This window comes from Embleya sp. NPDC050154, assembly GCF_044460165.1.
GTDB lineage: Bacteria > Actinomycetota > Actinomycetes > Streptomycetales > Streptomycetaceae > Embleya.
The window spans coordinates 15,014-38,939 of the sequence record NZ_JBITJP010000002.1 but is presented as its reverse complement, the minus strand read 5'-3'; the positions used below and the strand labels follow the sequence as shown (position 1 = coordinate 38,939).

At 71.1% G+C, this 23,926-nt stretch carries 12 protein-coding genes; 8 read left to right on the top strand and 4 right to left on the bottom strand.

Annotated features, from left to right (window positions below):
• The first annotated feature begins 168 nt into the window (after positions 1-168).
• The 5 genes from ACIBSV_RS03965 to ACIBSV_RS03945 all read left to right on the top strand — a co-directional run bounded on the left by ACIBSV_RS03965 (position 169) and on the right by ACIBSV_RS03945 (position 6,154).
• Positions 169-1,752 (top strand): GNAT family N-acetyltransferase, encoded by a 1,584-nt coding sequence (locus tag ACIBSV_RS03965; protein WP_395859357.1) that lies wholly within the window; start codon positions 169-171, stop codon positions 1,750-1,752.
• Positions 1,752-3,329: a GNAT family N-acetyltransferase gene (locus ACIBSV_RS03960; RefSeq protein ID WP_395859356.1), complete on the top strand. Its 1,578-nt coding sequence runs from the start codon at positions 1,752-1,754 to the stop codon at positions 3,327-3,329. The genes ACIBSV_RS03965 and ACIBSV_RS03960 overlap by 1 nt, the downstream gene beginning before the upstream one ends.
• Entirely contained in the window at positions 3,326-4,141 is an 816-nt protein-coding gene (locus ACIBSV_RS03955) for a polysaccharide deacetylase family protein (RefSeq protein WP_395859355.1), read from the top strand. Before ACIBSV_RS03960 ends, ACIBSV_RS03955 begins: the two co-directional genes overlap by 4 nt.
• Positions 4,134-5,291: a glycosyltransferase gene (locus tag ACIBSV_RS03950; RefSeq protein ID WP_395859354.1), complete on the top strand. Its 1,158-nt coding sequence runs from the start codon at positions 4,134-4,136 to the stop codon at positions 5,289-5,291. Before ACIBSV_RS03955 ends, ACIBSV_RS03950 begins: the two co-directional genes overlap by 8 nt.
• Positions 5,292-5,380: 89 nt before the next feature.
• Positions 5,381-6,154, top strand: coding sequence for a sugar transferase (locus ACIBSV_RS03945; protein WP_395859353.1), 774 nt, complete (start codon positions 5,381-5,383; stop codon positions 6,152-6,154).
• A gap of 78 nt (positions 6,155-6,232) precedes the next feature.
• Here ACIBSV_RS03945 and ACIBSV_RS03940 read toward each other — a convergent pair whose 3' ends face one another.
• The 3 genes from ACIBSV_RS03940 to ACIBSV_RS03930 are packed head-to-tail and all read right to left on the bottom strand — an operon-like array spanning position 6,233 to position 17,533.
• Positions 6,233-7,372 carry a hypothetical protein gene (locus ACIBSV_RS03940; protein WP_395859352.1) on the bottom strand — a complete coding sequence of 380 codons (1,140 nt, stop codon included), beginning with the start codon at positions 7,370-7,372 and terminating at the stop codon, positions 6,233-6,235.
• Positions 7,373-7,400: 28 nt separating this feature from the next.
• Entirely contained in the window at positions 7,401-9,983 is a 2,583-nt protein-coding gene (locus ACIBSV_RS03935; RefSeq protein ID WP_395859351.1) for a right-handed parallel beta-helix repeat-containing protein, read from the bottom strand.
• On the bottom strand, positions 9,980-17,533 hold the full coding sequence (locus tag ACIBSV_RS03930) for a hypothetical protein (protein WP_395859350.1): 7,554 nt from the start codon (positions 17,531-17,533) through the stop codon (positions 9,980-9,982). The genes ACIBSV_RS03935 and ACIBSV_RS03930 overlap by 4 nt, the downstream gene beginning before the upstream one ends.
• Positions 17,534-17,725: 192 nt before the next feature.
• On the opposite strand from ACIBSV_RS03930, the gene ACIBSV_RS03925 reads away from it, so the two are divergent.
• The 3 genes from ACIBSV_RS03925 to ACIBSV_RS03915 are packed head-to-tail and all read left to right on the top strand — an operon-like array spanning position 17,726 to position 19,273.
• Positions 17,726-18,532 carry a hypothetical protein gene (locus tag ACIBSV_RS03925; protein ID WP_395859349.1) on the top strand — a complete coding sequence of 269 codons (807 nt, stop codon included), beginning with the start codon at positions 17,726-17,728 and terminating at the stop codon, positions 18,530-18,532.
• Positions 18,533-18,583: 51 nt separating this feature from the next.
• Entirely contained in the window at positions 18,584-18,895 is a 312-nt protein-coding gene (locus ACIBSV_RS03920; RefSeq protein ID WP_395859348.1) for a hypothetical protein, read from the top strand.
• Between the two features lie 51 nt (positions 18,896-18,946).
• On the top strand, positions 18,947-19,273 hold the full coding sequence (locus tag ACIBSV_RS03915; RefSeq protein ID WP_395859347.1) for a hypothetical protein: 327 nt from the start codon (positions 18,947-18,949) through the stop codon (positions 19,271-19,273).
• A 74-nt stretch (positions 19,274-19,347) separates the two neighbouring features.
• Here the strand turns inward: ACIBSV_RS03915 and ACIBSV_RS03910 are convergent, their stop codons facing one another.
• Positions 19,348-23,904 (bottom strand): FtsK/SpoIIIE domain-containing protein, encoded by a 4,557-nt coding sequence (locus tag ACIBSV_RS03910; RefSeq protein ID WP_395859346.1) that lies wholly within the window; start codon positions 23,902-23,904, stop codon positions 19,348-19,350.
• Positions 23,905-23,926: the final 22 nt, after the last annotated feature.

Sequence of the window (23,926 nt, the reverse complement as noted above, 5' to 3'; positions counted from 1 at the left end):
CACGCACGACTCGTGGACGGATTGCGAAACACCCTTCACGCGTGACCCATCCGGCCTAATCTGGTCGGCGGGCGACTCGTGTCCCAACCGTGTGGGGGCGGAGGGCGCCGGTCGGGCACAAACGTTCCGATGCTGCTCACATCGGGACCGCGAGGTGGGGGCCGGGCGATGGTCAATCGTGCATCGACCCTGCGCGCCGAGGAGATCGAGGTCGATCTCGCACGCGCGTGGGACGAATTGGTGGTCGGGCGGGGGGTTCAGGCAGACGTCTTCGACACCCACGCCTGGGCTTCGTCGTGGCTGGCGAGCCGTCCGCATCGGGCCGAACACGTGCGCATACCCGGTGTGTTCGACGGTGACCACCCGCTGGCCCTGCTCCCTTTGGAGTTGGACTCGGCCGGCCGCGCGCACGAACTCGGGCGCGGCCAACGCGAGCGGACACGTGTCGTCATCGGCACCACCGACCCGGAACCCGCCGTGCTCCACGAACTCGCGGCGGAGCTGCGCCGCGGCGGCATCCGGGAACTGACGCTGTATCGAATGGCCGGCCGCGACCCCGCCACGCACGCCCTGCTGGACGCGCTGCGCGAGGCGGGCTACGCGGTGGACGTGCGCGAGCGGATGACCGACATGATCGAGACCACCACCGACGGTTGGTCCGCCTACCGGGCCCGCCACCGGGGCTTCGACAGCGCGGTCGGGCAGACCACCCGCCGGGCCGGACAACTGTGGAAGTTGCGGGTCGCCGCGTTCGGCGCACCGGGCACCCCGCCGCTCGCGGCCGGCCTGGCCGACCACGAGGAACTGTTCGACCTGAGCTGGAAGGGGCGGCTCGGCGCCTCGCCCGAACGCCGCCGACTGCTCACCCACGCGCTCGACGCGCGCGGCATGGCCCGGCTGTACGTGCTCTACGCCGACGACCGCGCGATCGCGTCGTGCCTGGGCGTACGGATCGGCCCGGTCGTGCACTGGCACACCGTCGCCTACGATCCGGCCGCCGCGATGCTCTCACCGGGCAACGTGGTGCACTGGCGCGCCCAGGAACTGGCTTTCGCGGAGGGCGGATTGACCCTGATCGACCTGCTGCCGGGAGCCAGCCCGCTCAAGGACCGGATCAGCACCGAAAGGCCCCCGCTGCTGGATGTGTGCGCGGCCCGGGTACCGCGCCGGGTGTTGCCGCTGCTGCGCGGCGCCCGCGAGGTGCAGCGCGCGGTACCGATCGCCGCCCGGGCCCGGGTCCGCGGCCTGCGCGCCCGGGCGACGGCGAGCGAACCCGGCACATCCGGCATCCCCCGTCGGCTCGAGGCCAGACCCGCGACCGAGGTCCCCGCCCTGCCCAGTCCGGAACTGACTCTGGACCAGCCCACGTTGCGCCTGCTCACCGTGGCCTGCGCACGCAGGGGCCCGCAGGAGATGCGCGCCGAATGGGGCCCGCACGACCGCTGGTACCGGATCGGCGCCGCTCCGCTGGCGGTGGCCCGGGTCGATACCGGCGAAGTCGTTCCCACCCTGCGCGAGGTCGTGCGCTACGACCCGACCTACACCCTGGAGGCGATCGCGCTGATGCTGGCCGACCTGCTCGCGTCGCCCGTCCGCTATCTGGACGCGGTGCCCGTGCGCGACCCGCGCCTGCGCTGGCCCCGCGCGTGGGGACCGCCCACGATCGGGCCCGCCGCACCGTCGGCCGCCGCCGTGTCCGCCATCGCGAGCGCGCGCACACGCGGCGCGCTGAGCCGTGCCGAGGGGGCCTGATGCGGGCCCGCCCGATGCACCCCCTGGAGATCGACACCGCGTTCGCCGCGTCCTGGGACCGGCTCGTGGCCGCGCGCGGCGTACACGCCGACCCGTTCGACACCCACGCGTGGTTCGCCTCCACGCTGCACGGCCACCACGACCCGCTGGACGACATCCGCGTGGTGTCCGTGCTCGACGAGGCAGACCAGCCGCGCGCGCTGCTCCCGCTGGAGCGGATCGGCACCGACCGCTGGGGCGTGTTCTCCGCGCACCGCCGACCACGCAGCCACGTGGTCGTACACCCCGACGAACCGCACGGCGCCGACTCGATCGCCGACGCGCTCGCCCGCACCGGCATCCGCGAACTGCGCCTGCACCGGATGCCCAGCCGGGACCCGGAGACCCACCGACTGATCGCCGGGCTGCGCGCGTGCGGCTACACCGTCTCCGCCCGAGAGAAGGCCTGCGACATGCTCGCCGGCGTCGAAGGCGGCTGGGCCGGCCACAAGGCCCGGTTCCGCAGCTTCGACCGCTACGCGCACCGCTTCGCCGCCCGGGTCCGCGCGCACTGGGAGCTGACCGTCGACGAGATCGGCGGCGCCGGACGCACGCACGAGCGCGACCTCGACGCCGGATTCGCGATCTACACCGACCTGTTCGCCCGCAGTTGGAAGGGCCCGCTCCAGCCCGCCGCGGCGGACGCGCGACGCGACCTGATCGCCCGCGCCGTGCGGCACGACTGGGCACGGCTGTACATCCTGCGGGTGGACGGCGTACCCGCCGCGATGCACCTGTGGTTCCGCCTGGGCGACGTGGCCACCTGGCACTCCACCGCCTACGACGAACGCTTCGCCGCCCTCGGCATCGGTACCGTCGTGCAATGGCAGGCCCAGGAGCGGGTGTTGAGCGAACCCTGGCCGGCCGGCAGCAGCCCGCGCCTGGTCGACCTGATGCCCACCCGCACCCCGCAGAAGTTGCGGCTGGCGCCCGAACGACCGGCGTTGTGGGACATCGAGGCGGTCCGCGACCGGCCCCTGCTCGCCGCCACACTGCCCGCGCGCGGCTTCGCCCGGGCCACCCGGATGTCGGTCGAACAACATCTGCGGGTCCGTCGCGCCAAGTCCGCCGGCCCCGAACCGACCCTGGTCGCCGAGACGGTGATCGCGCCCGCGATCAACCCGCAGGGCGAGGCCGGCCACAAACTCGACCCGGTACACGAGGCCGGCATCGAGGACAACCGCCCGATCGCCCTCGCCTGCGGCTACCGGGGCACCGACGTGGTCGACGCCGGCCGGGCCCGGGGCGAGACGTGGTGGCTGGTCGGCGAACAACCGCACACCCTGGTCCACCTCGGCGCCGACCGCACCGTGCACACGATCGCCGCACTGGGCACCGACCGCGAGCGACCGCACTCCCCACACCCCGACGAGGCGGCCCGCAGCGTGGCCACCGCCCTGGGCGAGACCCTGCGCCTGTACCCGCTCGACCCCGCCGGCACCCCCGGCACCCCGCTCCGCCAGGAACCCGAACCGGTCCCGTGGCCGGTCGCCCGCACCGCTCCCACCCGGCTCACCTCGAAGGGCACCACCCGATGACCGCCATCAGCGGCGACCGCGTGCGCGCCACGCTCAAACGCGGCCTGGCCGCCACCGCCCTCGCCCGCGAGCCCGCACCCGGCGCGACGCTGCTCATCTACCACCGGGTCGGCGGCGGCACACGCGACGAACTGGACCTGCCCGCTGAGGCGTTCCGCGCCCAACTCGATCTGCTCCCGCGCGCGCACGTGGTCTCGCTGGACACCGCCGTGGACCGGCTGGCGGCCGGAGACCGCACGCCCTCGATCGTGCTCACCTTCGACGACGGCTTCGCCGACGTGTACGCCAACGCCTGGCCGGAACTTCGGCGCCGAGAACTGCCGTTCACCCTCTACCTCGCCACCGGCTGCATCGGCGAACGCATGCGCTGGGAAGGCTCCACCGGCACCAGCGGCGGATCCCCCGCGCTGAGCTGGGACCAGGTGGCCGAACTGGCCGAATCCGGCCTGGCCACGATCGGCAACCACACCCACAGCCACGCCCGCCCCGAGGCGCTCACCGCGACCGAACTCGACACCGCCTCGGACGACATCGAGCGCCGACTCGGCCTGCGGCCGGCGCACTTCGCCTATCCGTGGGGCATCGCCGTCCCGGACATGGAACACGCGCTGCGCTGCCGATTCCGCAGCGCCGCCACCGGCGTGCTCGGCCGCAACCTCCCGGGCTGCGACCCGATCCGGCTGCGCCGGGTCCCGGTCCGGCGCACCGACCCACCCGCGTTCTTCCGCGCCAAACTCGGCGGCCGGCTCGCCCAGGAACGCGCCTACGCGGCCGTGGTCGGCCTGGGCAAGAAAGCCGGTGCGCATGCGTGAGCCGCGCGGTCCGGGCGGCCGACCCCTGCGGGTCGCGCACCTGACCACCATCGACATGAGCCTGGCCCTGCTCCTGCGCACCGAACTCGAGGAGGACGTCGCGGCCGGCTTCGAGACCTTCGGGATCAGCGCGTCCGGCCCCTACGTCCCCGAGGTCGAGGAACTGGGCGTCACCCACGTACCCCTGAACTCGCTCACCCGCGCCTGGAGTCCGCGCAGCGACGCCGCGGCCGCCGCCGAACTGGTGCGTACCCTGCGCCGACTGCGCCTGGACGTGCTGCACACACACAACCCCAAGACCGGGGTGCTGGGCCGGATCCTGGGCCGCGCCACCGGCGTTCCGGTGGTGGTCAACACCTGCCACGGCCTGTGGATCCGCCCCGGCGATCCGTGGGTCCGGCGCGCGTTCGTGCTCGGCACCGAGGGCATCGCCGCCCGCGCGTCGCACGCCGAGCTGTACCAGAACGCCACCGACCACGCCACGCTGCGCCGGGCCGTGCCCGGATGGCGATCGCGCGTGGTCGGCAACGGCACCGACCTGGCCCGCTTTCGACCCGATCCCGAGGCCCGCGCGGCCGTTCGGCGCGCACTGAACGTGGCCGAAGATGAACTACTGGTAGGCGGAGTCGGGCGGCAGGTCGCCGAGAAGGGCATCCTCGAGTACGTGGAAGCTGCCGGACTGCTCGCGGGCAAGGCCCGATTCGTGTGGATCGGACCCGAGGACCCGGACAAGGCCGACGCGGTGTCCCGCGCCGTGCACGGGTCACAGGTCGAATTCCCGGGCGCGCGCGCCGACATGCCCGCCGTGTACAACGCGCTGGACGTGTTCGTGCTGCCCTCGCACCGCGAGGGATTCTCACGATCCGCCATGGAGGCCGCGTCCTGCGCGCTGCCCATGGTGCTCAGCGACATCCGAGGCTGCCGGGAGATCGGCACCCACGGCGAACACCTGCTCCTGGCACCACCCGGCGACCCTCGAGCACTGGCCGCCGCGATCGACCGTTTGATCACCGAACCGGACCTGCGCGCCGAACTCGGCGCCGCGGCCCGGCGCCGCGCGCTTGCCGAGTTCGACCAGCGCAAGGTCGCGGGCATCTCGATCGACACCTACCGGGCCGTGGCCAAGCGCCGCGGCCTGGGCTGGACTTGACGCACACAGTGGGCGACGACCGGTGAGGGAGACACCGCCGACGCCCGGAAGACGCCACAACGAACGCCACACCAGGGGAGGGGCATGGCATGCGACGACTGTTCGACATCACCGTGGCCGTGCTGGCATTGGTCCTATTGGGGCCGGTCCTGCTCGCGATACACGTGATGATCCGCGCGACCATGGGTGGGCCGGTACTGTTCCGCCAGACACGCAGCGGCCTGCACGGCCGAGACTTCGAGATCCTCAAGTTCCGCACCATGCACGACCCGCGATTTCCGGACGAACCAGATGCGACCCGCATCACCCGCACCGGACAGTTGTTGCGTACCACGAGCCTGGACGAACTACCGCAACTGATCAACGTGTTGCGCGGACACATGAGCATCATCGGCCCACGTCCGACGCTGCCGAGTCAGGTGGTGCACTACACGCGGCGCCAGCGCGGCCGGCTCGACGTGCGGCCCGGACTGACCGGCTGGGCCCAGGTCCAGGGGCGCAACGCGCTCAGTTGGCCGGTGCGGATCGAATACGACCTCTGGTACGTGCGCAACCGCAGCGCCCGGGTCGACCTGACCATTCTGTGGCGCACCATCGGAGTGTTGTTGCGCCCGACCGGGATCACCGCCGCCGGCGGGGTCAACCCGGGCTTCCCGGTGCCGGTGGCCACGCTGCCCGCGGAGGACCCGGGTCGGGAGGCCGCGGCCCGCCCCGGGGGCACCCGCTTCGACCGCGGCGAGACGTTCCCGCTGCCCAGACCCATCGTGTGGACCGCGCCGATCACGCACTCCCCGGTCGACCCGACCCGGATGTTGCCTCCGCAGCGGCCGGCGGGCGAATCGATGGCCGAAGAGGTCTCCTGAACCCGAGGCCGCCGTGCGCACGGATGTCCGTGCCCGATCGTGGGGATCGGGCACGGACATCGTCGCGTTCGGCCCGGGTCAGCCCGTGCAGTTCGCCTGCACCTGACCGGCCGCCAGATGCGCACCCGCGGTGCCGCCCCAGTCCACGCCGCGGGTGACCAGCTTGACGGCGATCCTGCCGTTGCTCACCGGGAAGGTGCCGGCACTGACCCAACGACCCTTGTTGGAGACCTGGTCGACGGTGAACTTGTCGTACCAGGTACCCGTCTTGTCGTCCTCCTTACCCCGCAGCACGTAGTACTGCGCGGGATTGCCGCCCACGTTCCGGCCGTTGCCGGCGGGTACGTACACGCTGAGCTGACAGCGCCGGGTGGCCGAGCCGACGTCGAACCACCACAACACCCGGGCGCTCGTGTCGTCCTTGTTCTTGTCGCCGGACATCGGCACCGCGTCGAACCTGCCGTTGCAGCCGTCCTTGTTCCAGCCGCCGCTGCCCACGGTGTACCAGCCCTTGGAGCCGTCGCTGTAGCGGCCCACCTCGGCGAAACCGCTCGCGCCGCTGTTCGCGCAGCCGTAGCCCGAGACGCCGGTGAAGGTCTGCTTGGGCGCGAGCGAGCCGGGCTGCGCGGGCGGCGGGACGGCCGGCTTCGGGGTGGAACCACCCGGCGTGGTCCCGGGGTTCGAAGCCGTGCCGCCGCCGGGAGAACCGGAGAGCGGAGCGCGCGCGCCGGGCGTGGAACCGCCGCCACCGAAGGTTCCGGTCGAGCCGCCAGACGAGGCCGAACCACCCGAATTGCCGGTTCCGGACGAACCGTTGCCGCCGGTGGGGTAGTCGGGCGGGTACGCCGAGCCGCCGGCGGGGGCGCCCGCGCCGGGTGCGCTGTTGCCCGGGCCGGGATCGCCGGGCGGAACGCCGGTGTCGCTCCCGGAGATCGCGGTGTTCTGCGGCGGCGTCGAGGCGCTCGGCGGCGTCACCTGGACCGGCTTGTCCTGCATCGGCGCCGCCTGCGCGACCGGCTTGCGGTGACCGCCGTCGTCACCATCGAACTCGATCGCCGAGGCGATGGTCACCACGGCCAGACCGGCCGCAGCGAGCGCCGGCATGCCCAGGCTCACCGTCCACACCCGGCGGCCGGGTCGCAGCGGCCGCCGGGGCGTACGCACCGAGCGCGCGAAGGCGTGCCCGAAGTCGCGTTCGGGGTTGGGGAGTTCGGCCATGTCGTGCCTTTCGGGTCGGTTCGGCCGCTCACGCCTGATCGGGCGCGGCCGGAACGAGATCGGGAAGGTCGGGCGCGCGCAGCGAGACCAGGTCCGCCGCGGTCACCTCGGCCATCGCGGAGATCCGCCGGGCGTGCCGCTCGGTCATCTCCTGGAAGGCCTGCCGCGCGGAGCGACCGTTGCCGAACCGCCGATCGCGCGGGACCGAGTCGAAGTAGGCCAACAGGCCCGCGCGGGCCGACTCGTCGAGGGTGTACTCGTACGCCGCGGCCTGGTGCTCGACGATCCTGACCAGGTCGGTGGAGGCGTAGTCCTCGAACACCACGGTGCGGTTGAAGCGTGAGTCCAGGCCGGGGTTGGAGTCGATGAAGCGGTGCATCTCGTCCGGGTAGCCCGCGACGATCACCACCACGTCGTCGCGGTGATCCTCCATCAGCTTGACCAGCGTGGCGATGGCCTCCTGACCGAAGTCGCTCCCGCCCGCGGAGGTGAGCGAGTACGCCTCGTCGATGAACAGCACGCCGCCGAGCGCCTTGCGGAACACCGCCGTGGTGCGCGGCGCGGTGTGCCCGACGTACTCGCCGACCAACGCGCCGCGATCGGCCTCCACCAGATGACCGCGCGTCAACATCCCCAGCGCGGCCAGGATCCGTCCGTACAGCCGGGCCACCGTGGTCTTGCCGGTACCCGGGTTGCCCGCGAACACCAGATGCCGGCTGAGCGGCGGCGGGGTCAGCCCGGCCTCCTCGCGGCGGCGCACCAGTTGCATGAGCTGCACCAGCGTGGCCACGTCGTGCTTGACCCGGGCCAGACCGACCAGGTCGTCGAGCTCGGCGAGCAGTGAGGTCAGATCCGCCGGCGCGGGGACCGGGTCGCCCGGCTCGGGCTCCCGCCCGGAGAGCGGCGCGGTCGCGGACGAACTCCGACCGGACACCGTTGTGTCCGCCACACCACGCGCGACACAGTCGGTGAACACCGCTGACGTGGCGTCCGGGTCCTCGATCGTGGCGTCGCTCGGGCAGTCCCGGAAGGAGCAGTCACGCAGGGTCGGTGCGGCCCCGGCGGCGACGTACACCGCCGGATAGGCCGATCCGCCCACCACACAGTCGGTGAACTCGCCCTTGGCGCCGCCCTTGAGGAAGATGCCGTTCTTGCCCGCGCCGGTCAGCGAGCCGGACCGGACCACCGGCGCCGCGTCGGTCCACACCACCATCGCCGAACCCGCGCTGTCGGTCACCGCGCAGTCCTCGAACACGGGCGTCGCACCCTCGTGCACGACCACGCCGGCGGTCCCGGCCCGGGCCACCCGGACCCGGCGCAGCGTGGGCCGGGCCCGCGGACCCACCTCGATCCCGGCCCGCCCGGTGACGGTGAACGCGCAGTCCTCGACCCCGGCGTCGAGATCCTCCTCGAGCCGCAGCCCGGTGCCGCAGTGGTGCGCCGCGCACCCGGTCAACCGGGCGGTGCCGATGCCGCCGAGGTGCATGCCGGTCATCTCGGCGGAGCGCACCAGTACCCCGTCCGCGCCGACGCCGGCCGCGCCCGCGAGGCACAGGCCGTGTTCGGGGGTCGGACCCAGGACGACCGCGGCGAGCTCGCCGTGCGCGTGCTCGTCCAGGTGCACGGCGGTGAACGTGGTGTCCGCGACGGCGACCCCGTCCAGGCCGACCCGGGCCCGGCCGCGCGCGAAGACGCCGTTGGCGCCGGTGGAGCGGATCAGTCCGCCGATCACGTCCAAGCGGGAATCCTCGTCGGCGACCGCGCCGCTGAGCGTGGAGGCGACGATCTGGCAGTCCAGCACGCTCGCGTGGGCCCGACCGATCGCGGCCAGCCCGGAGGCGCCCGCGCGCTCGATCGCGGTGCCGCGCATGGTCAGCTTCGCGCCGCCGCGCACGAGCACCGCGTCCTCGCCGCTCTCGGCACAGCGGCAGGCGTCCAGGCCGAGGGCCGCGTCGTCCTCGGCGAGTACCGCGTTGCGCGCACAACGCAGGAAGGCGCAGCCGCGCACCTGCACGCCTGCCTGGTCCCGCACCTCCAGCCCGATCACCGCCTCGACGATCACCGAGTCCGCCAGGGTCACGCCGGCCGAGCCGGCCGCGAGCACGCCCGCGCCGTCCACGGAGAGCACCCGGCAGCCGGTCATCGCCAGCCGGGCCCGGTCCGACACCGAGACGCCGGCCACGCCGGCGCCGGATATTCGGCAGCCGCTCAGCCGGACCCGGGCGTCGTCGGCGATCGCCACCCGGCCACCCATGACGCGGCACTCGTCGAAGGCCACCTCGGCGGTGCCGGTGACGCGTACGGCCGGCGCGTCCGCGTCGGCGGCGATCAGCACGACGCCTTCGACGCCCGCCCCGGATCCGCCGCGCACGGTAAGCGCGACATCCTGAGCACCCATCAGGCGTACGCTGCCGGGCCCCTGTTCGGCGACCAGGACCACGGCGCGGTCGAGTACGACGTGTTCGCGGTATTCGCCGGGCGCGAGCAGGACCCGGGCGCCGTCAGGGGCGGCGTCGATCAGCTCGGCGATGGTGCGGCGCGCTCCCGCGCCCCGCGTGGCGCGGTCGCCGCGATTGCCGCGGGCGCCGCCGCGGTTGCCGAACACACTCACGGCTTGGTTCCGTTCTCGGGTGTGGGGTGCGGGAGGTACTTGTCGTTCAACCCGAGCCACCCCTGGAAGAGCTTGTTGAGCTGCGCGTCGATCAGCTTCTCGCCGAGCTTGATGCCGATGTCCAGGACTCCGGACTTACGCCAGAACCGGCCCGCCATGTAGGCGTCCACGCCGAACCTGAGGGCGCCGGGACCGAAGGCGCCGCCGGCCAGTGAGCCGAGCGCCGCAACGCCGCCGTAGGCGAGCGCGTCCAGGCCGTAGTGCTTGACACCGTTCTTGTCGCCGAACACCGCGGCGTTGATCGAGCCGTTGACGAAAGCCACGAGCGGGTTGACCGCCAGGCCCAGGCCGAACTTGTACAGGCCCGACCGCCAGCGCAGCGCGGTGTCGAAGTTGGCCCAGTCGGTCTTCCAGTTGTCGCCGAAGTAGGGGTTGGTGTTGAACGGCTTGCCGAAGTCGTTCGCGGTGAGCCCGTCCTTGAACTGCTTGGGGGAGAACGAGCCGGGACGGAACTTGAGTTCGTGCAGGCGCGCCATCAGCCCGGCGAAGCTCGCGGACACCGCGGAGTTGAGGAAGATCCTGCCCCAGTCGGTGCCGGAGACGTTCCCGTCGTTGATCAGCTCGGTGATGATGCCGGCCAGCACCGAGAGGCCGAAGTCCTGGGTGAACTCCATGCCGACCTTGGTCCACACCTTCTGCTCGAAGGTCCATTCCCTGGTGCCGCGCAGCGCGTCGGGCGCACCCCAGTGCCGTCGGTTGGTGTCCGCGAGGCCGCGGTTGTAGCCGCGGAACTCGTTCAACGCGCCGTGGTGGTCCACGGCGCGTCCGACCAGCTTGAACCGCGAGTCGACGCCCGTGGCGCCGAGCTTGTCCGGGTGGGCCCAGGACTTGATCCGGTTGAGCACACCCGGGTCGGCGGCCGGCATCTTCTCGAAGATCTTCGTGGAGAAGCCCTGGTGCACCACGACGTTGCCGTCGGCGTCGTACAACCGCTGCTGGAGGTAGGCGAGATCCTTCTCCAGGTAGCCGACGACGTTGCCCTGGTGGGTGATCGGCTCGAACGAGCGGATCTTCGCGCCGTTGCGGAGGTCGTCCCAGTGCCGGGTGTTCGGGATGCCGTCCGGGCCGACGCGGTATTCGCGGATCGCGTCGCCGCGACCCTCGCGGATGGTGTGGGTGACGCCGCCCACCTCGATCTCGTCGCGCCAGTACTTGCCACCGGCGTCGACGTGATTCACCGAATGCCCGCCGGGATGTGCCTGGATCTCCCCGGTGCGGGTCCTGACCGTGGTCGTGTACCGGTCCGCGGCTCCTCGTTCGATCACCGCGATCCGGCCGTCGCCGAGCGACTTGTGCTCGTACACCAGGACGTCCCGATCACCGATCCTGCGGAAGTCCTTGAACCCGTCGTCGAAGCCCTCGCCCCACATCTGCGCGCCGCCGCGGTTGGTCGTACGGAAGCCGGTGTTCTCCGCGCCGGGCAGCGCCATACCGTGCTCGTCCAACCGCTGCCAGGTGAAGCGGCCGTCGGGCCTACCGTCCATCCTCGCGTGCACGAAACCGCCGCTTTCGAGCGCGTCGCGGCGTTCGACGATCTGGCCGAATCGGTTGCGGTCCACCCAGGGCCCGGTGCGGCCCAGATCGCCCTGGTACTCGCGGACCGTGCCCTTGCGGTCGACGACTTCGCGGACCAGGACGCGCTCATCGGTCCCCGGGACGGTCTTGTAGTCGGCCCAGCGGCGATCCGCGCCGAACTCGCGCACCCCCGTCTCGGTGCCACCCACCTCGCGCCAGGTTCCGCCTCCGCCCGGAGTGTCGGCGGTGAACTCGATCCTGCGGCCGTCCAGCAGCACGCGACTTTCGCGCAGCAGCTCGCCGTTCAGGTTGAAGTCCTGCCACGTGCCGTCCAGGCGCTGGAAACGCACCGCACGCTCGATCGTCCCGTCGGCGGCCGTCCAGGAGACCTCCCAGTGCCGGAAGAGTCGGTCGTCCCCAGTGAACAGGTTCCCGGGGAAGTCCGGTTTGCCGGGGAAGAACGGAACGTTGAAGCGCTGCTGCCAGATACGGCGCGCCTTGAGCTCGAGGTCGCCGAACTTCGAGAAGGTCGCGGACTCCTCGTTGACGTAGTTTCGCTCGATGTAGTGCTTGAACTGCTCGGTCGGCTGCACGCTCGGCTCGAACGTGTACTGCCTGGTGCTTCGCGCCTTGTCGGGTGCGGAGAAGAACTTCTTCCCCAGCCCGCCGCGCATCGGCGCGAATCGTTCGAAGGCGACGAGCCCGCGGTCGGCCACATCCTGCATCGCGGCACCGGCATCGCCCTTGACATGGGTGACCCGGGCCTTGAAGCCGAAGTTCGGATCGAACCGGAAGCGCAGCTCGCCCTGGGCCTGGAGCGTGCCGTTCGCCTCCCATTTGTGCCAATTCCAGTTCCGGAAGCCGGTCTTCTCGGTGATCAGGATCCCGCCGTCGAGCTGCGGGTGGAAGTCGCGCACCTTTCCACCGAACAGGTGACGGGCGTTGAGCTCGAAGACGCCGTCGATGACGTCATAGGCGGTGTTGTCCCAGCGGATGTAGCGCGTGCCGGAGGCGATCGGGCTGTGCCCGGCGGTCTTCTCGACCCACGTCCATTTGCCCGCGTGGTCCCGGAAGCCCTCGATCCAGTGCCCCTCGTGGGCGCCGGAGGGATCGCGCGTGTAGACGGTCGTGCCGTCTCCGTCGATTAGTCGAAGGATCCCGTTGTCCCTGCCGTCGGGGCCGGCGGGCCACTTCTCCACCGTGCCCTTGCGGAACGGCATGTGTTCCCAGCCCAGGTCGTGGCCGACCGAGGCGCCCGCGGGGCGTACGTCCTGCCAGGTGAGGGTGACGTGATCGATGCGGCGGGTGGCGCCGGCGATCGGACCGCCGAGCGGGTACTCGAGCAGTCTGTGGTCGAACAGGTCGGGGCCGTCCCACTTCTCCCACGTGCCGCGCAGCCGGTCGGTCACCCTGAACTCACCGGAGTCGGACAGGTGCTCGCCGACATGGGTGACCTTTCGGCCGCGTATGGCATTGCCCTCGACCTTGAAGGCGTCGTTCGCCCACACCTCGAAGTTGCGACCCGCGACGCCGGTCGGGCCGTCGAACACCTGGTATCGACCGTCGGCCAGCCGGCGTGCGTCGGCCAGTACGGCGTGCGTGCCGTCGGCTTGGCGAGGTCCCCAGATCTGGAAGTCCCGGGCCGCGTCGTCGACGCCGGAGACCCTGAAGAGGTTCTTGCCCGGGATGTGCGCGCCGTTCTTGAGCACGACCCCCTGGGCGTCCCAGATCTGGAAGCCCTGCGTCGGCCCGGTACGGGGGGCGTGGAACACCTGGTGGGTTCCGTCGCCGAGGGCGCGGGCCTCCCTGAGCACCGGGTGGGCGCCGCCGGCGGTGTTCGGTCCCCAGATCTGGAAGTCGGCGTTGTGCGGGTTGGTGACCTTGAAGTCGGCGGTCGCGGGCCGGTACTCGGCGCTTCTGAGGATGCTGCCGTCGCGGTCCCAGATCTGGAAGTCGGCGTTGTGTGGGTTGGTGACCTTGAAGTCGGCGGTCGCGGGCCGGTACTCGGCGCTTCTGAGGATGCTGCCGTCGCGGTCCCAGATCTGGAAGTCGGGGTCGGCCTCGTTGGTGACCTTGAAGTCGTCCGAGGCGGAACGGTATTCGCCGCGCTTGATGGTGGTGCCGTGTCCGTCCCAGACCTCGAAGCCCTGCGTCGGCCCCGTGCGGGGTGCGTCGAACACCTGATACGTGCCGTCACCGAGGGCCCGGCCCTGCCTGAGCACCGGGTCCGTGCCGTCGACCGTGTGCCGCGTTCCCCAGATCTCGAAGTCGGCGTCGTGCGTGTTGGTGACCTTGAAGTCACCCGTCGCGGGCCGGTACTCCGCGCTCTTGAGCACGCCGCCCTGGTGGTCCCAGATCCGGAAGTTCCGCGTCGGGTCGGCGCGTGGTCCGTCGTAGACCCGGTATGTACCGTCGGGGCGTGCGTAGGCGTCGTGGAGCACGGGGTGTTCGCCGTCCGCACCCCGCCGGCCCCAGATCTGGAAGTGTCCGCTCGCCTCGCTCACGACCTTGAAGTCGTCGGTAACGGGCCGGTATTCACCCCTGGCGAGGACCGGATGGCTGTCGTCGGCGCCGCGCGGACCCCAGATCTGGAAGGGGTCGGTGTCCTTCTTGGGCATGCGGTGTACCTGGTAGGTGCCGTCGGGGAGTCGGTGGGCGTCCGCGATGAGCGGATAGGTGCCGTCCGCCTGACGCGGCCCCAGGATCCGGAAGTCCGTATCGCCGATCCTCGGGCCGTCGAAGATCTGGAAGGTACCGTCGCCCAACCTGCGAGCGGTCTCCCGCACGACGTGGTTGGAGACGATGTCGCCCGTTCCCGACCCCCGTTCCCAGATGTGGAAGTTGCGCGCAGGGTCCATCGGGCCGTCGAAGACCCGGAACCTCCCGTTGCCGAGGTGCTGTGCGTCGGTGAGGACGGGATGGCTGCCGTCGGCGCCGCGCGGGCCCCAGACCTGGAAATCCTCGGACCCCACGTCGGTGACCTTGAACCGGCCGCTCTCGGGCAGGTGTTGCCCCTGCTTGAGGACGGTGCCGTCGAGGTCCCCCCAGATCCGGAAGTCCGAGCCGGCACCGGCGGGTCCCGCGAAGACCTGATAGGTGCCGTCGGGGAGGAGGTAACCGTCGTGGAGCAGCGGGCGGGTGCCGTTCGGGCCCATCGGGCCCAGAACCTCGAAGTGGTCCACGGCGTTCGGGCCGCCGAACCTGGCGATCGCGGGCTCGTGGGGCTGGGCGACCCGATCCTGTTGTTGCCAGGCGTACGTCTCGCGGGGCCTGGTGTCGTTGACGTGCTCCACGGGCGGGAGGCCACCGCGCAGTCCCGGCAGCTTGGCCAGGGCGTCGGCGACCTTCGGTGCCGCGACCGCCGGGTCTACGCCCCACGCCTTCAACGCCGCCGTGGCGTCCGCCAGTGCGAGCCCGGCGTTGGCCCGGGTCGCCGTGGCGATCATCAACTCGGCCCGCCCCACGCCGCCGCTGCTCTCGCCGGTGAACTGCCCGGCGCGCAGCGCCTGCTCGGTCGCGGCAGCCCGATCGAAGGCGTGTCGGGCCCGGGTGTAGTCATGCCACGCCTCCAGCCGTGAACCGGGCAGCGCAAGCGTGGACTTGCCACCGGGCCCGGGCCCCGTGGCCACGTCGTCGAGCACCTTGGCGACCAGATTGTCCTGCGTGGCCCCCAGGTGGGCCAGCGCGTTCGGGGGGAGTGGTGCGCGCCCGCCGCCGACGGTGTGCGAGGGCGCGGTGGGCGGCGGTACGGGCGCGGGAGTGACCTGGGGCGGGTCGGCACGCAGCGGGATCCGTTCGCCGACGAGGGCCGACACGGTGTTTGTCGTGCCCCGACCACCCGCCAGGTCCGGGCGAACGCCGGCGCCGTTGCCGCCTGCGAGGTCGACCGGGGTGAACCGGGCCGAGGCGGCCGGGACGTGATCGGTGTTCCGGGGACCGCCGGCCAACAGGTTGAACGCCGTGTCCCGGTGCAGCGCGGAGACCCCCGGGCCGCCGGACCCCGCGGGCGGGACGGGTGGCGCCGGCGTCGACCCGACCTTGCCCGGTGCGGGCGCCAGCAGGTCGAACACGTCCACCGCGGGCGCGGCCCCGCCGACCGGCGCCGTGGACGGCGAGACGGTCGACGTCGACCGTACGTCGAGCGGGCGGGTCGTGGTGCCCTCGGTGAGTGCCGTCGGCGGATGCGTGGACGTGGGCACGCCGGGCGAGGACACCGAGTGCGACAGGCCCGGGGTGTGCGTGGTGGTGGTCGGCGCGGGGACCTTGTTCGCGAGCGGGTCGGGGGCCGTCGCCACGAAGCGGTCCGTGCCGACGGTGGTCAGTGTGGTGTCGCCGTGGGTGAGCCGGCGCATCTCCGGGAGCGGGGTCATCCGTACGTCGTCGCCCAACCCGATCGCGCTCTTGGCGAACGACTGGCTGCTCTCGACCGCGCCGCCGATCGTGTGCGGCGTCATGGCGCCGAGGTTGAGGCCGTGCAGCGCGGACATGCTTCCGGCCTGGTTCAGCACGTCGTGCAGCGAATTCCACTGCACGTTCGGCGTTCCCACGTGGCCGACCGTGGTGCCCAGGGATCGCAGGCCCTCGTGTCCGAGCAGGGTGTGGTCGAAGGTGTACACGCCGAGCCCGTAGTGCGGGGTGTACAGGCCGCTCGCCGCCGGGACGAACACGGCGGTGTCGAACGAACTCCCCGCTCGCGCCACGCCGCCCGGGTCGAACACGCCGATGGACAGGTTCGGATGGCCCTTGAACAGCGCCAGGTCCTTGCCCATCGGCCCGCCGGGCGGGGCCAGGGTGGGGGTGTGCCCGCCGAGTTTGCCCGCGCCGCCCGCCGCCGCCGGCGGCACGCCCAGCGACGCGCGGATGAAGTCCTTCTGGCTGCCCAGGACACCGCGTTCCCAGAAGCCGATCTTCAACGCCCGGGACAGGCCCAGCTTGGCGATCTCGTCCCCGGCCACCGGCAGGATGATGCCCAGCGAGCCCCAGCCCTTGAGTTCGCCGAAGCCCTTCTTGGCCACGGCCCAACCGGTCTTGCCCACCCACACGATCGCCTTGAACGGCAGCACGAGCAACTTGCCGACCAGCGCGCCGCCCTTGAAGAGCAACGTGCCGGTGAGCAGACCCGCGTAGGCGAGCGCGAACCTCCAGCCGGCCAGGTTGAATCCCTTGAGCCCGGTGCTCAGCAGCGACAGCAGGTCGCCGGCGCCCTTGAACAGGTTGACCGCGCCCTTGCCGAGTCCCACCAGCAGGTTCTTCAGGCCGCTGAGCAGCGCGGGCAGCAGCGCCTTGGTGGAGGGGAACAGCACGCCCAGGATGTTCAGGAACAACTCCAGGCCGGTGGCCTTGCCCCGGGCGAAGTCGGCGATGGTCTTGCCCAGCACGACCAGGTTGGCGCCGAAGGCCAACAGGCCCAACGGGCCGCCGAACAGCACGCCGAGCACGGTCAGCACGATCGTGAAGATCTTGAAGAAGTCCCAGAACTCCTCGGCGACCGTCTTGGGGCTGGTCTTGAGCGCGGTGGCCGAGGCCAGCGACTTGCGCGCCTTCTCGACCGCCTCCAGGTACATCGTGCGCGCCGTGGCCATGGTCGCCCGGGCCGCCTCCAGACCCGGGTCGTTCTCGGGCAGCGGGGCCGCTGCGTTCAGTGCCTCCTGGGCCTTCGCCTGGGCCGCGAGCAGGTCCGTCGAGTAGCCGGCCAGCGCGGTGCTCGCGAGCTGTGTGGCCTGGGCCAGCTTGTCCACGAACAGCTTGAGCTGGTCCTTGACGTGTGCGCGCAACTCGCCGGCCGCCTCGCCCATCAACGGCGCGCCCGCGCCCTCCTGGACCAGGCCGGCGAGTTTCGTGGAGGCGTCGCCGGCTTTCTTCGTCAACGCGGCCAGATATAGCGAGGCATCCGTGATCGAGGTCGGATCACCCGGCGTCGGGTCCGTCGTGTATCCCAGCTTTTTCAACGTCGTGGCATCGACATTGCGTGGCATGGGCCCTCCGGGCGGCGGTTCGTACGCGTCGGATGTCGCTGCTCGCGTGGTGGATGTCGCACTCGCGCGGCACGGATATCGGCACCGTTGTGGGTGCGGCTCTTTATTCTCCGGCAATCTTGTCCGATGATGAGACGCGGCGCCAGTGTTCGGACCGCAGAGCTCGCGCAGAGCCGTCGAATGGAGTTCCCTTTGCCCGATATCTCCCTGGATTACACCGAGCTTCGCAAAATGGCGAGCGCGTTGACACTGCTCGCCAATACCTTCCGGGACGATGCGTCGAAGTTCCGTACCCATGGTTCCGGAGTACCCGGGCAGCACGGTACGGTTCCGGCGAAGGACATCGGTGGAGTGGCCGCTCCACTCGGTTCCTTCTACACGGCCTGGTCGTTTCCGATGGGCAAGGCCGTCGACGGCCTGGAGGCGCTTTCCAAACTCCTCGGCTATGTCGCGGACGGTGCGGAGGCATGGGACGACGGCGTCGCGGCGCAATTCGCCGCGACACCGGGACGTAATCCACTGAATCGCTGGCTGGAACAGAAGAAGACCTGGGAGGAATGGCTCAAGACCCACCCGGACGGAAAGCCCAAGGAAGGCGAGACGGCCCCCCCGCAACCGAGCGCCGAACCGCCCCTGCACTACACCAGCACCGACAAGAACGGCGTCACGACCGAGGTCACGGTCAAGGTCGACGCGAACTACAACGTCACCGAGCAGACGGTGACCATCACCGACCACGGCAGCACCTACACCGAGCGCACCACGTACGGCGCAGGTGGGGCCTACGACACCGTCACCACCGGCCGCGACGGCTCGGTGACCACGGAAAAGGTCACGGTCGACGGCTCGGGTCGGGGCACCAAGACGGTCACCGACAAGGACGGCACGACGGTCTACACCACCCCGAACGTCAACGACCCGAAGGCCGAGTGGACCAAGGTCGTCAAGGACCCGCCGGCGCACCGGCCGCCTATCGGTGGCGGGCGCCGCGAGATGTAGCGCCCGCGGATTGTTTCGAACGCGTCACCACACGCCGGCGAAGGAGTTTCCATGCCCAGCGACTTCAAGATCACCTACGACCAGGTGCGGACCGCCCAGCTCGAAATGACCCGGGTATCCGAGGCGGCCGTCCTGGAAATCCGCCGACTCCAGGGAAAGGTCGACGGATTGCTCAAGCCCGGTTCCGGCCTGTGGCTCAAGCTCAGCAGTGAGGAACTCAACACCAAATACAAGACGCTGAGCACGGACCTGGAAAAGGCAATATTTACGATCGGCACATTCTCCGGTCAATTCGACAAGATTGTCGAGGCGGCGCGGAAGCTCGACGAATCCATGAAGGCGGCTCTCCAGAAGTCGGCTTGAGTACATCGATCACCCCCGACACATCACCCCTCCACCTCGGAACGGATTGACATGACCACTCCCTTGGGCACGGATGTCGACGTCAATATCGCGGAGGTCCAACTGGTCTCCGACGACATGGTGCAAAGCGCGGCCAACACGCAGACGGCATTGAAGAGTCTGCGAACCACCGTGACGACGTTGCTGAACCCAGACGGTGGCCTTTATCTGCGGAAGACCAGCCCGCAGATGACCCAGTCCTATGACGAGCTGACCAACTCGCTCGACAAGGCGATGGTTTCGATCAAGCAGTTCAGCGACACCTTCCAGGTCGTCGTGAACAATTTGCGGAGCCTGGACGGCGAGGACGTCCCGCCGCCGGCTCCGCACAACGCCTGACCCGACCCGGAATTCCCGATTCCCCGCGGGGCCCCCGGGAACCGCGTGACCATCCGCACCGCGCCCCATCGCCGTCACTCGGCGGTGGGGCGCAGGTGCGTCTCGGGCACGAGCACCGGAGCCAAAAAGCCTTTGCGGTCCCGGACCCAGGCATGCCCGATCCGCAACGGCTGACGGACCCGCTCGGTGGGCAGTCGTGCGCCGATCAGATCACCCTCCCCACCCAACTGCGGCGACAGCAGGATGCCCTGCCGGTTGCGCCGGACATCGCCCAACCACCCGCTGAGCGACTGCAACAACGTCTCGGCGGTGGCCGCGTACGCCAACCCGACGCCCCGGTCGCGACCCGAACCGATCACCTCGCGCAGCGCGTACCCGACCATCGAGCCCATCTCCGACAACAGATCCGCGTCGTCGATCAACACCACCGCCGGACCGGCCAGGTCCTCGACCGCGGCCGTGGTCCGCGAGCCGTCCGAGTCCGCGCCCTCGACCAACGTGACCAACGGGTGCGCGCGCAACAGCCGCAGCGGCGAATCTCGCGGCGTGATCGCCACCACCCGGGTCCCGCTCGCCAACAGCGACACCGCCATCGTGGCGAGCGTGTTGCTGCGCCCACTGCCGGGCGGCCCGACCACCGCGAACGTGTGCTGCGCGTCCCCGAAATCCGCGCCCACCGCGCCCACCGCGTCCCCACCGATCCCCAACAGCGCCCACAACGGCCGCCGTTGGGCCGGCGTCACCGCCTCGTACGCCTCGGCAAAAGTGATCGAGGTGGGCAATGCGGCCAACTCGAACGGCCGGCGCGCCGCGTCCACCGCCTTGTCCCGCTCGCGCGCGTCCGCCGCGATCCGACGCAGCGCCTCGACCTGCTCGCGCCCGCTCTCGCCCGGAGCCAACAGGCACACCTGCGCCTCGGTCCACGACCCCGACACCAGGATCCGCCCGGGAGGCATCGAACCGGGGATCGCGGTACGCGGCACGCCCGCCCCCGAGTACTCGGCCCGATCGGCCAACCGCAACAGCACCATGTCGTCGTTGACCGAGGACAACCGCCCGTTGATCAAAGCCCGTTCCGAGGTCATCACCAGGTGGATGCCCGCCGCCGCGCCCTCGCGCAACAACCGCACCACCTCGTTCATCACCCGACCGTCGTCGTACTCGTACAACGTCGGCGCCAGCGGATCCCACCCGTCGATCAACAGGAACACATGCGCCGGACACCCCTGCGCGTCGCCCGCCCGCAACTCGGTCAGGCTTGCGCACGCGTGTCGGGACAACAGCTCCTGACGCACGCTCAGCTCCTCGCCGAGCCGCGAGATCAGCCGGTCGATCCGACTCAGGTCGTTGCGCGGCACCACCGTGCCGCAGTGCGGCAAGTCCGCCAGCGCGGCCAGCGCGCCACCACCCGCGTCGATCGCCTGGATGTGCACGACCCCGCAGGAGTGCCTCTTGGCCAGCGCCGCCGCCATCGTGCGCAACAGTTGGCTGCGCCCGGTACGCGGCGCGCCCACCACGAACAGGTGGCCGAACGTGCTCGGATCCAGCAACACCGCCTTGCGCGCCTGCAGATGCGGCACGTCCTCCATCGCCCACGCGACCGGCTCCAGCGCACCCGGCGCCGGATCGGCGGCGGGCGCGGGTTCGGGCAACTCGTGCGGCAACACCCGATGCGGCAGCGGATCCAACCACGGACTCGGCGGCTTGGTGAAGTCCGGGAGCACCGCGGCCGCGGCAGAGATCGCGGTGACCAACTCCTTGAGGTCGGTGGTCGGCTCGGCATCGCCCACCTGCGGTTGCGGCTCCACCTCCGGCTCGGCGGCGGGCGGACGCGGGCGACCCAACCGGCTCCAGGACAACACCGAGGTCTGCGGTCGGACCACCTCCGGCGCGACCGGGAGCGGGCGGACCGGCTCCGGGGCGGCCTTGGTGTCCACCCGCTCGGTGCCCGCGTACGCGGTCTGGAACGGGATCACCGTGTGATGCGAGGTCCGCGCCAACGCCCGGCCCGGGGTGGCCGAGGAGATGGCCACCGCGTCCTTGGTGTCGATCACGTCCGAGCTCTCGCCGGCGTCGGTCACCCGCAACGCGATCCGCAAGTTGGTGTTGGCCCGGATGTCGGCCGTGATCACCCCGGCCGGACGCTGCGTGGCGAGCACCATGTGGATGCCCAGCGAACGCCCACGCTGGGCGATGCCGACCAGACCCGGGATGAAGTCCGGCACCTCGCGCACCAGCGTCGCGAACTCGTCCACGATCAGCAGCAGTCGAGGCAGCGCGGGCAACTGCGCGTCGCGCAGCCGCTTTCCCCGGTACTCCGCGTGGTCCTTCGCGCCGACCATCGCCAACAACAACTCGCGGCGCGTGAGTTCGGCACCGAGCGAGGCCATCGCACGGTGTACGAGCTGGGCGTCCAAGTCGGTGACCATGCCGAGCGTGTGCGGGAGTTCGACGCAGTCCTTGAACGCGCTGCCGCCCTTGTAGTCCACCAACACGAAGGTCAGCTCGTCCGGGCGGTTCGCCGCCGCCAGCGCGGCCACGAACGACTGCAACAGCTCCGACTTGCCGGACCCGGTGGTGCCCGCGATCAGCGCGTGCGGACCGTCCAGGACCAGGTCGAAGGAGACCGGCCCGTCGTAGCCGACGCCGAGCGCCACCCGGGTCGACGCGGGCCGGCGCCGCCACCGCTCGCCGATCACGGCCGGGTCGGGCGGATCCAGCGCCAACAACCGCGGCAACAACACCCGATCCGGCAACGCGCCCTCGTCCGGTGAGGTGACATCGCGCACCGGCGCCAGCGCCCGGGCGATCGCGTCGCACCACCCGACGGTCGGCAGGTCCGGCCGTACCTCGGTCACGGTCGGCGCGCCGTGCCGGCGCACCGTGGCCACCGGCCCGCGCGCCGCCGACGCGTCGTCCACACCGATCACCGCCGTGCACTCCTGGGGCAGGAAGCGCTCCTCGGAATCCACACAGATCGAGAACACCCGCACCTGCGGGCCCTCCTGCAACACCTGTGTCATGCCCGGGATCTCGCGCAACCGGCGCGCGCCGTCCACCACCAGCACCACATCCGGCTCGGCGAACACCGCGTTGCGCAACAACGTCTCGGCCGCGGCCTTGCGCGCGCGCACCACCTGGACCAACTCGGCGACACGAGCCGCGATCGTCTCCGGATCACCGCCGATCAACACCTCGGGCCCGCCGCGCACCGTGCCGCGCGCGTGCGGCAACCAGGCCAACCACCCCCACGCGTCGGCACCGGCCGCCCCGGTCAACAGCCGTACCTGCACGTCCCGGGGGCTGTGCATGATCGCCGCCTGCGCGACCAGCCAACCCGCCATCCGCAGCGCGGGCCCGTTCGGCCCCGCCACCCCGAGCACACCCTGCTGGGGGAGATCCACCGCCGTGGGCACATCCGGCACGGTCCAATGCGCGCGCCGATCCAGCGACTCCGAATCGGAATCCTCGACCTCGTTGAGCGACGTGTGCGCCGAGGTGCCCACCCGCAACACGAGATGGTCCGGGTCCACCCGCCGCCGCTCCCACAGCCGTTGCCCCGGCCCGGTCGCGAACAGCCCGGTCACCGACGGATCCGGGATCGCGTCGACCCGCCCCCGCCGTTCCACCTCGGTGCTCGCCGCGACATCCGCGAGCACCTCGGCCTTGCGGATCCGGTACGCGGCCAGGTCCTTGACGAACTGCTTGCGCCCGCTGCGCCGCGAGGAGATCCAGTTGGCCAGCGCCATGATCGGGCTGAAGATCGCGAAGATCAGGAAGAAGTACGAATGGAAGATCTTGACCATGACCAGGCCGAGCAACATCGGCGCGAGCGTGATCAACATCGGGAACGGCTGCCTGAAGTTGCCGCGCGGCCGGGTCGGGATCCGGAACCGCCCGCCCTTGACCGGCTCGACGATCCGCGGCGGCCGGTTGAAGTCCAGCCCGGCGCCGTCCGCCGACGGCACGATGTCCGCGCCCGCGTCGAACGGCGCGGCGGTGCGCAGCAATACCGGACCCACGGTCAGGCCCAGCCCGAGTTCCCACTCGACCTCGCCGACGATCGGCTGCTCGGGATCCGGCGGCGGCTCGTCGGCGAACTCCCGGTCCTTCGGGTCGATCGGCCGCGCGGGTGTGTCCTCCTTGGCCCGGTACACCCGCCCGAGCCGAATCTCGCTGCCGGGCGGCACCGCGACCCGGACCGCGCCGGACGGCCCGACGGTGACCCGGATCCCGTGCGCCGGCACGCCGGGCTCGTCGATCCGGATCGCACACCAGGGATCCGCGCCGATGTCGTAAGTGCCCATCGGCAGCGGCCAGATCCGCCCCGCACCCGGGCCCGCCGCGAGATGCACCTCGACGAGCGGCGGGTCGGGGCGCGCGTCGATCGGGTCGGCGGAGACCGGGCCGAGGGTGAGTTCGCTGCCCTCACGGATGCCGCACACCGACAACACGGCGTCGTGGTCGAGCACGGTGTCGGCCAGACGACAGGGCACACCGGGCGCGCCCAGGTCATGTGTGTCGGCGAGGTGTTCGAGGAGTTCGCCGACGGTGGTCCCGGAATCCGCCTCGATCACGATCGAGTCCCGCCGACTCCGCGCGGGCTCGGAAACGGTGATGGTCAGTCGCATGCGATCGCCTCCAGGGGAACGC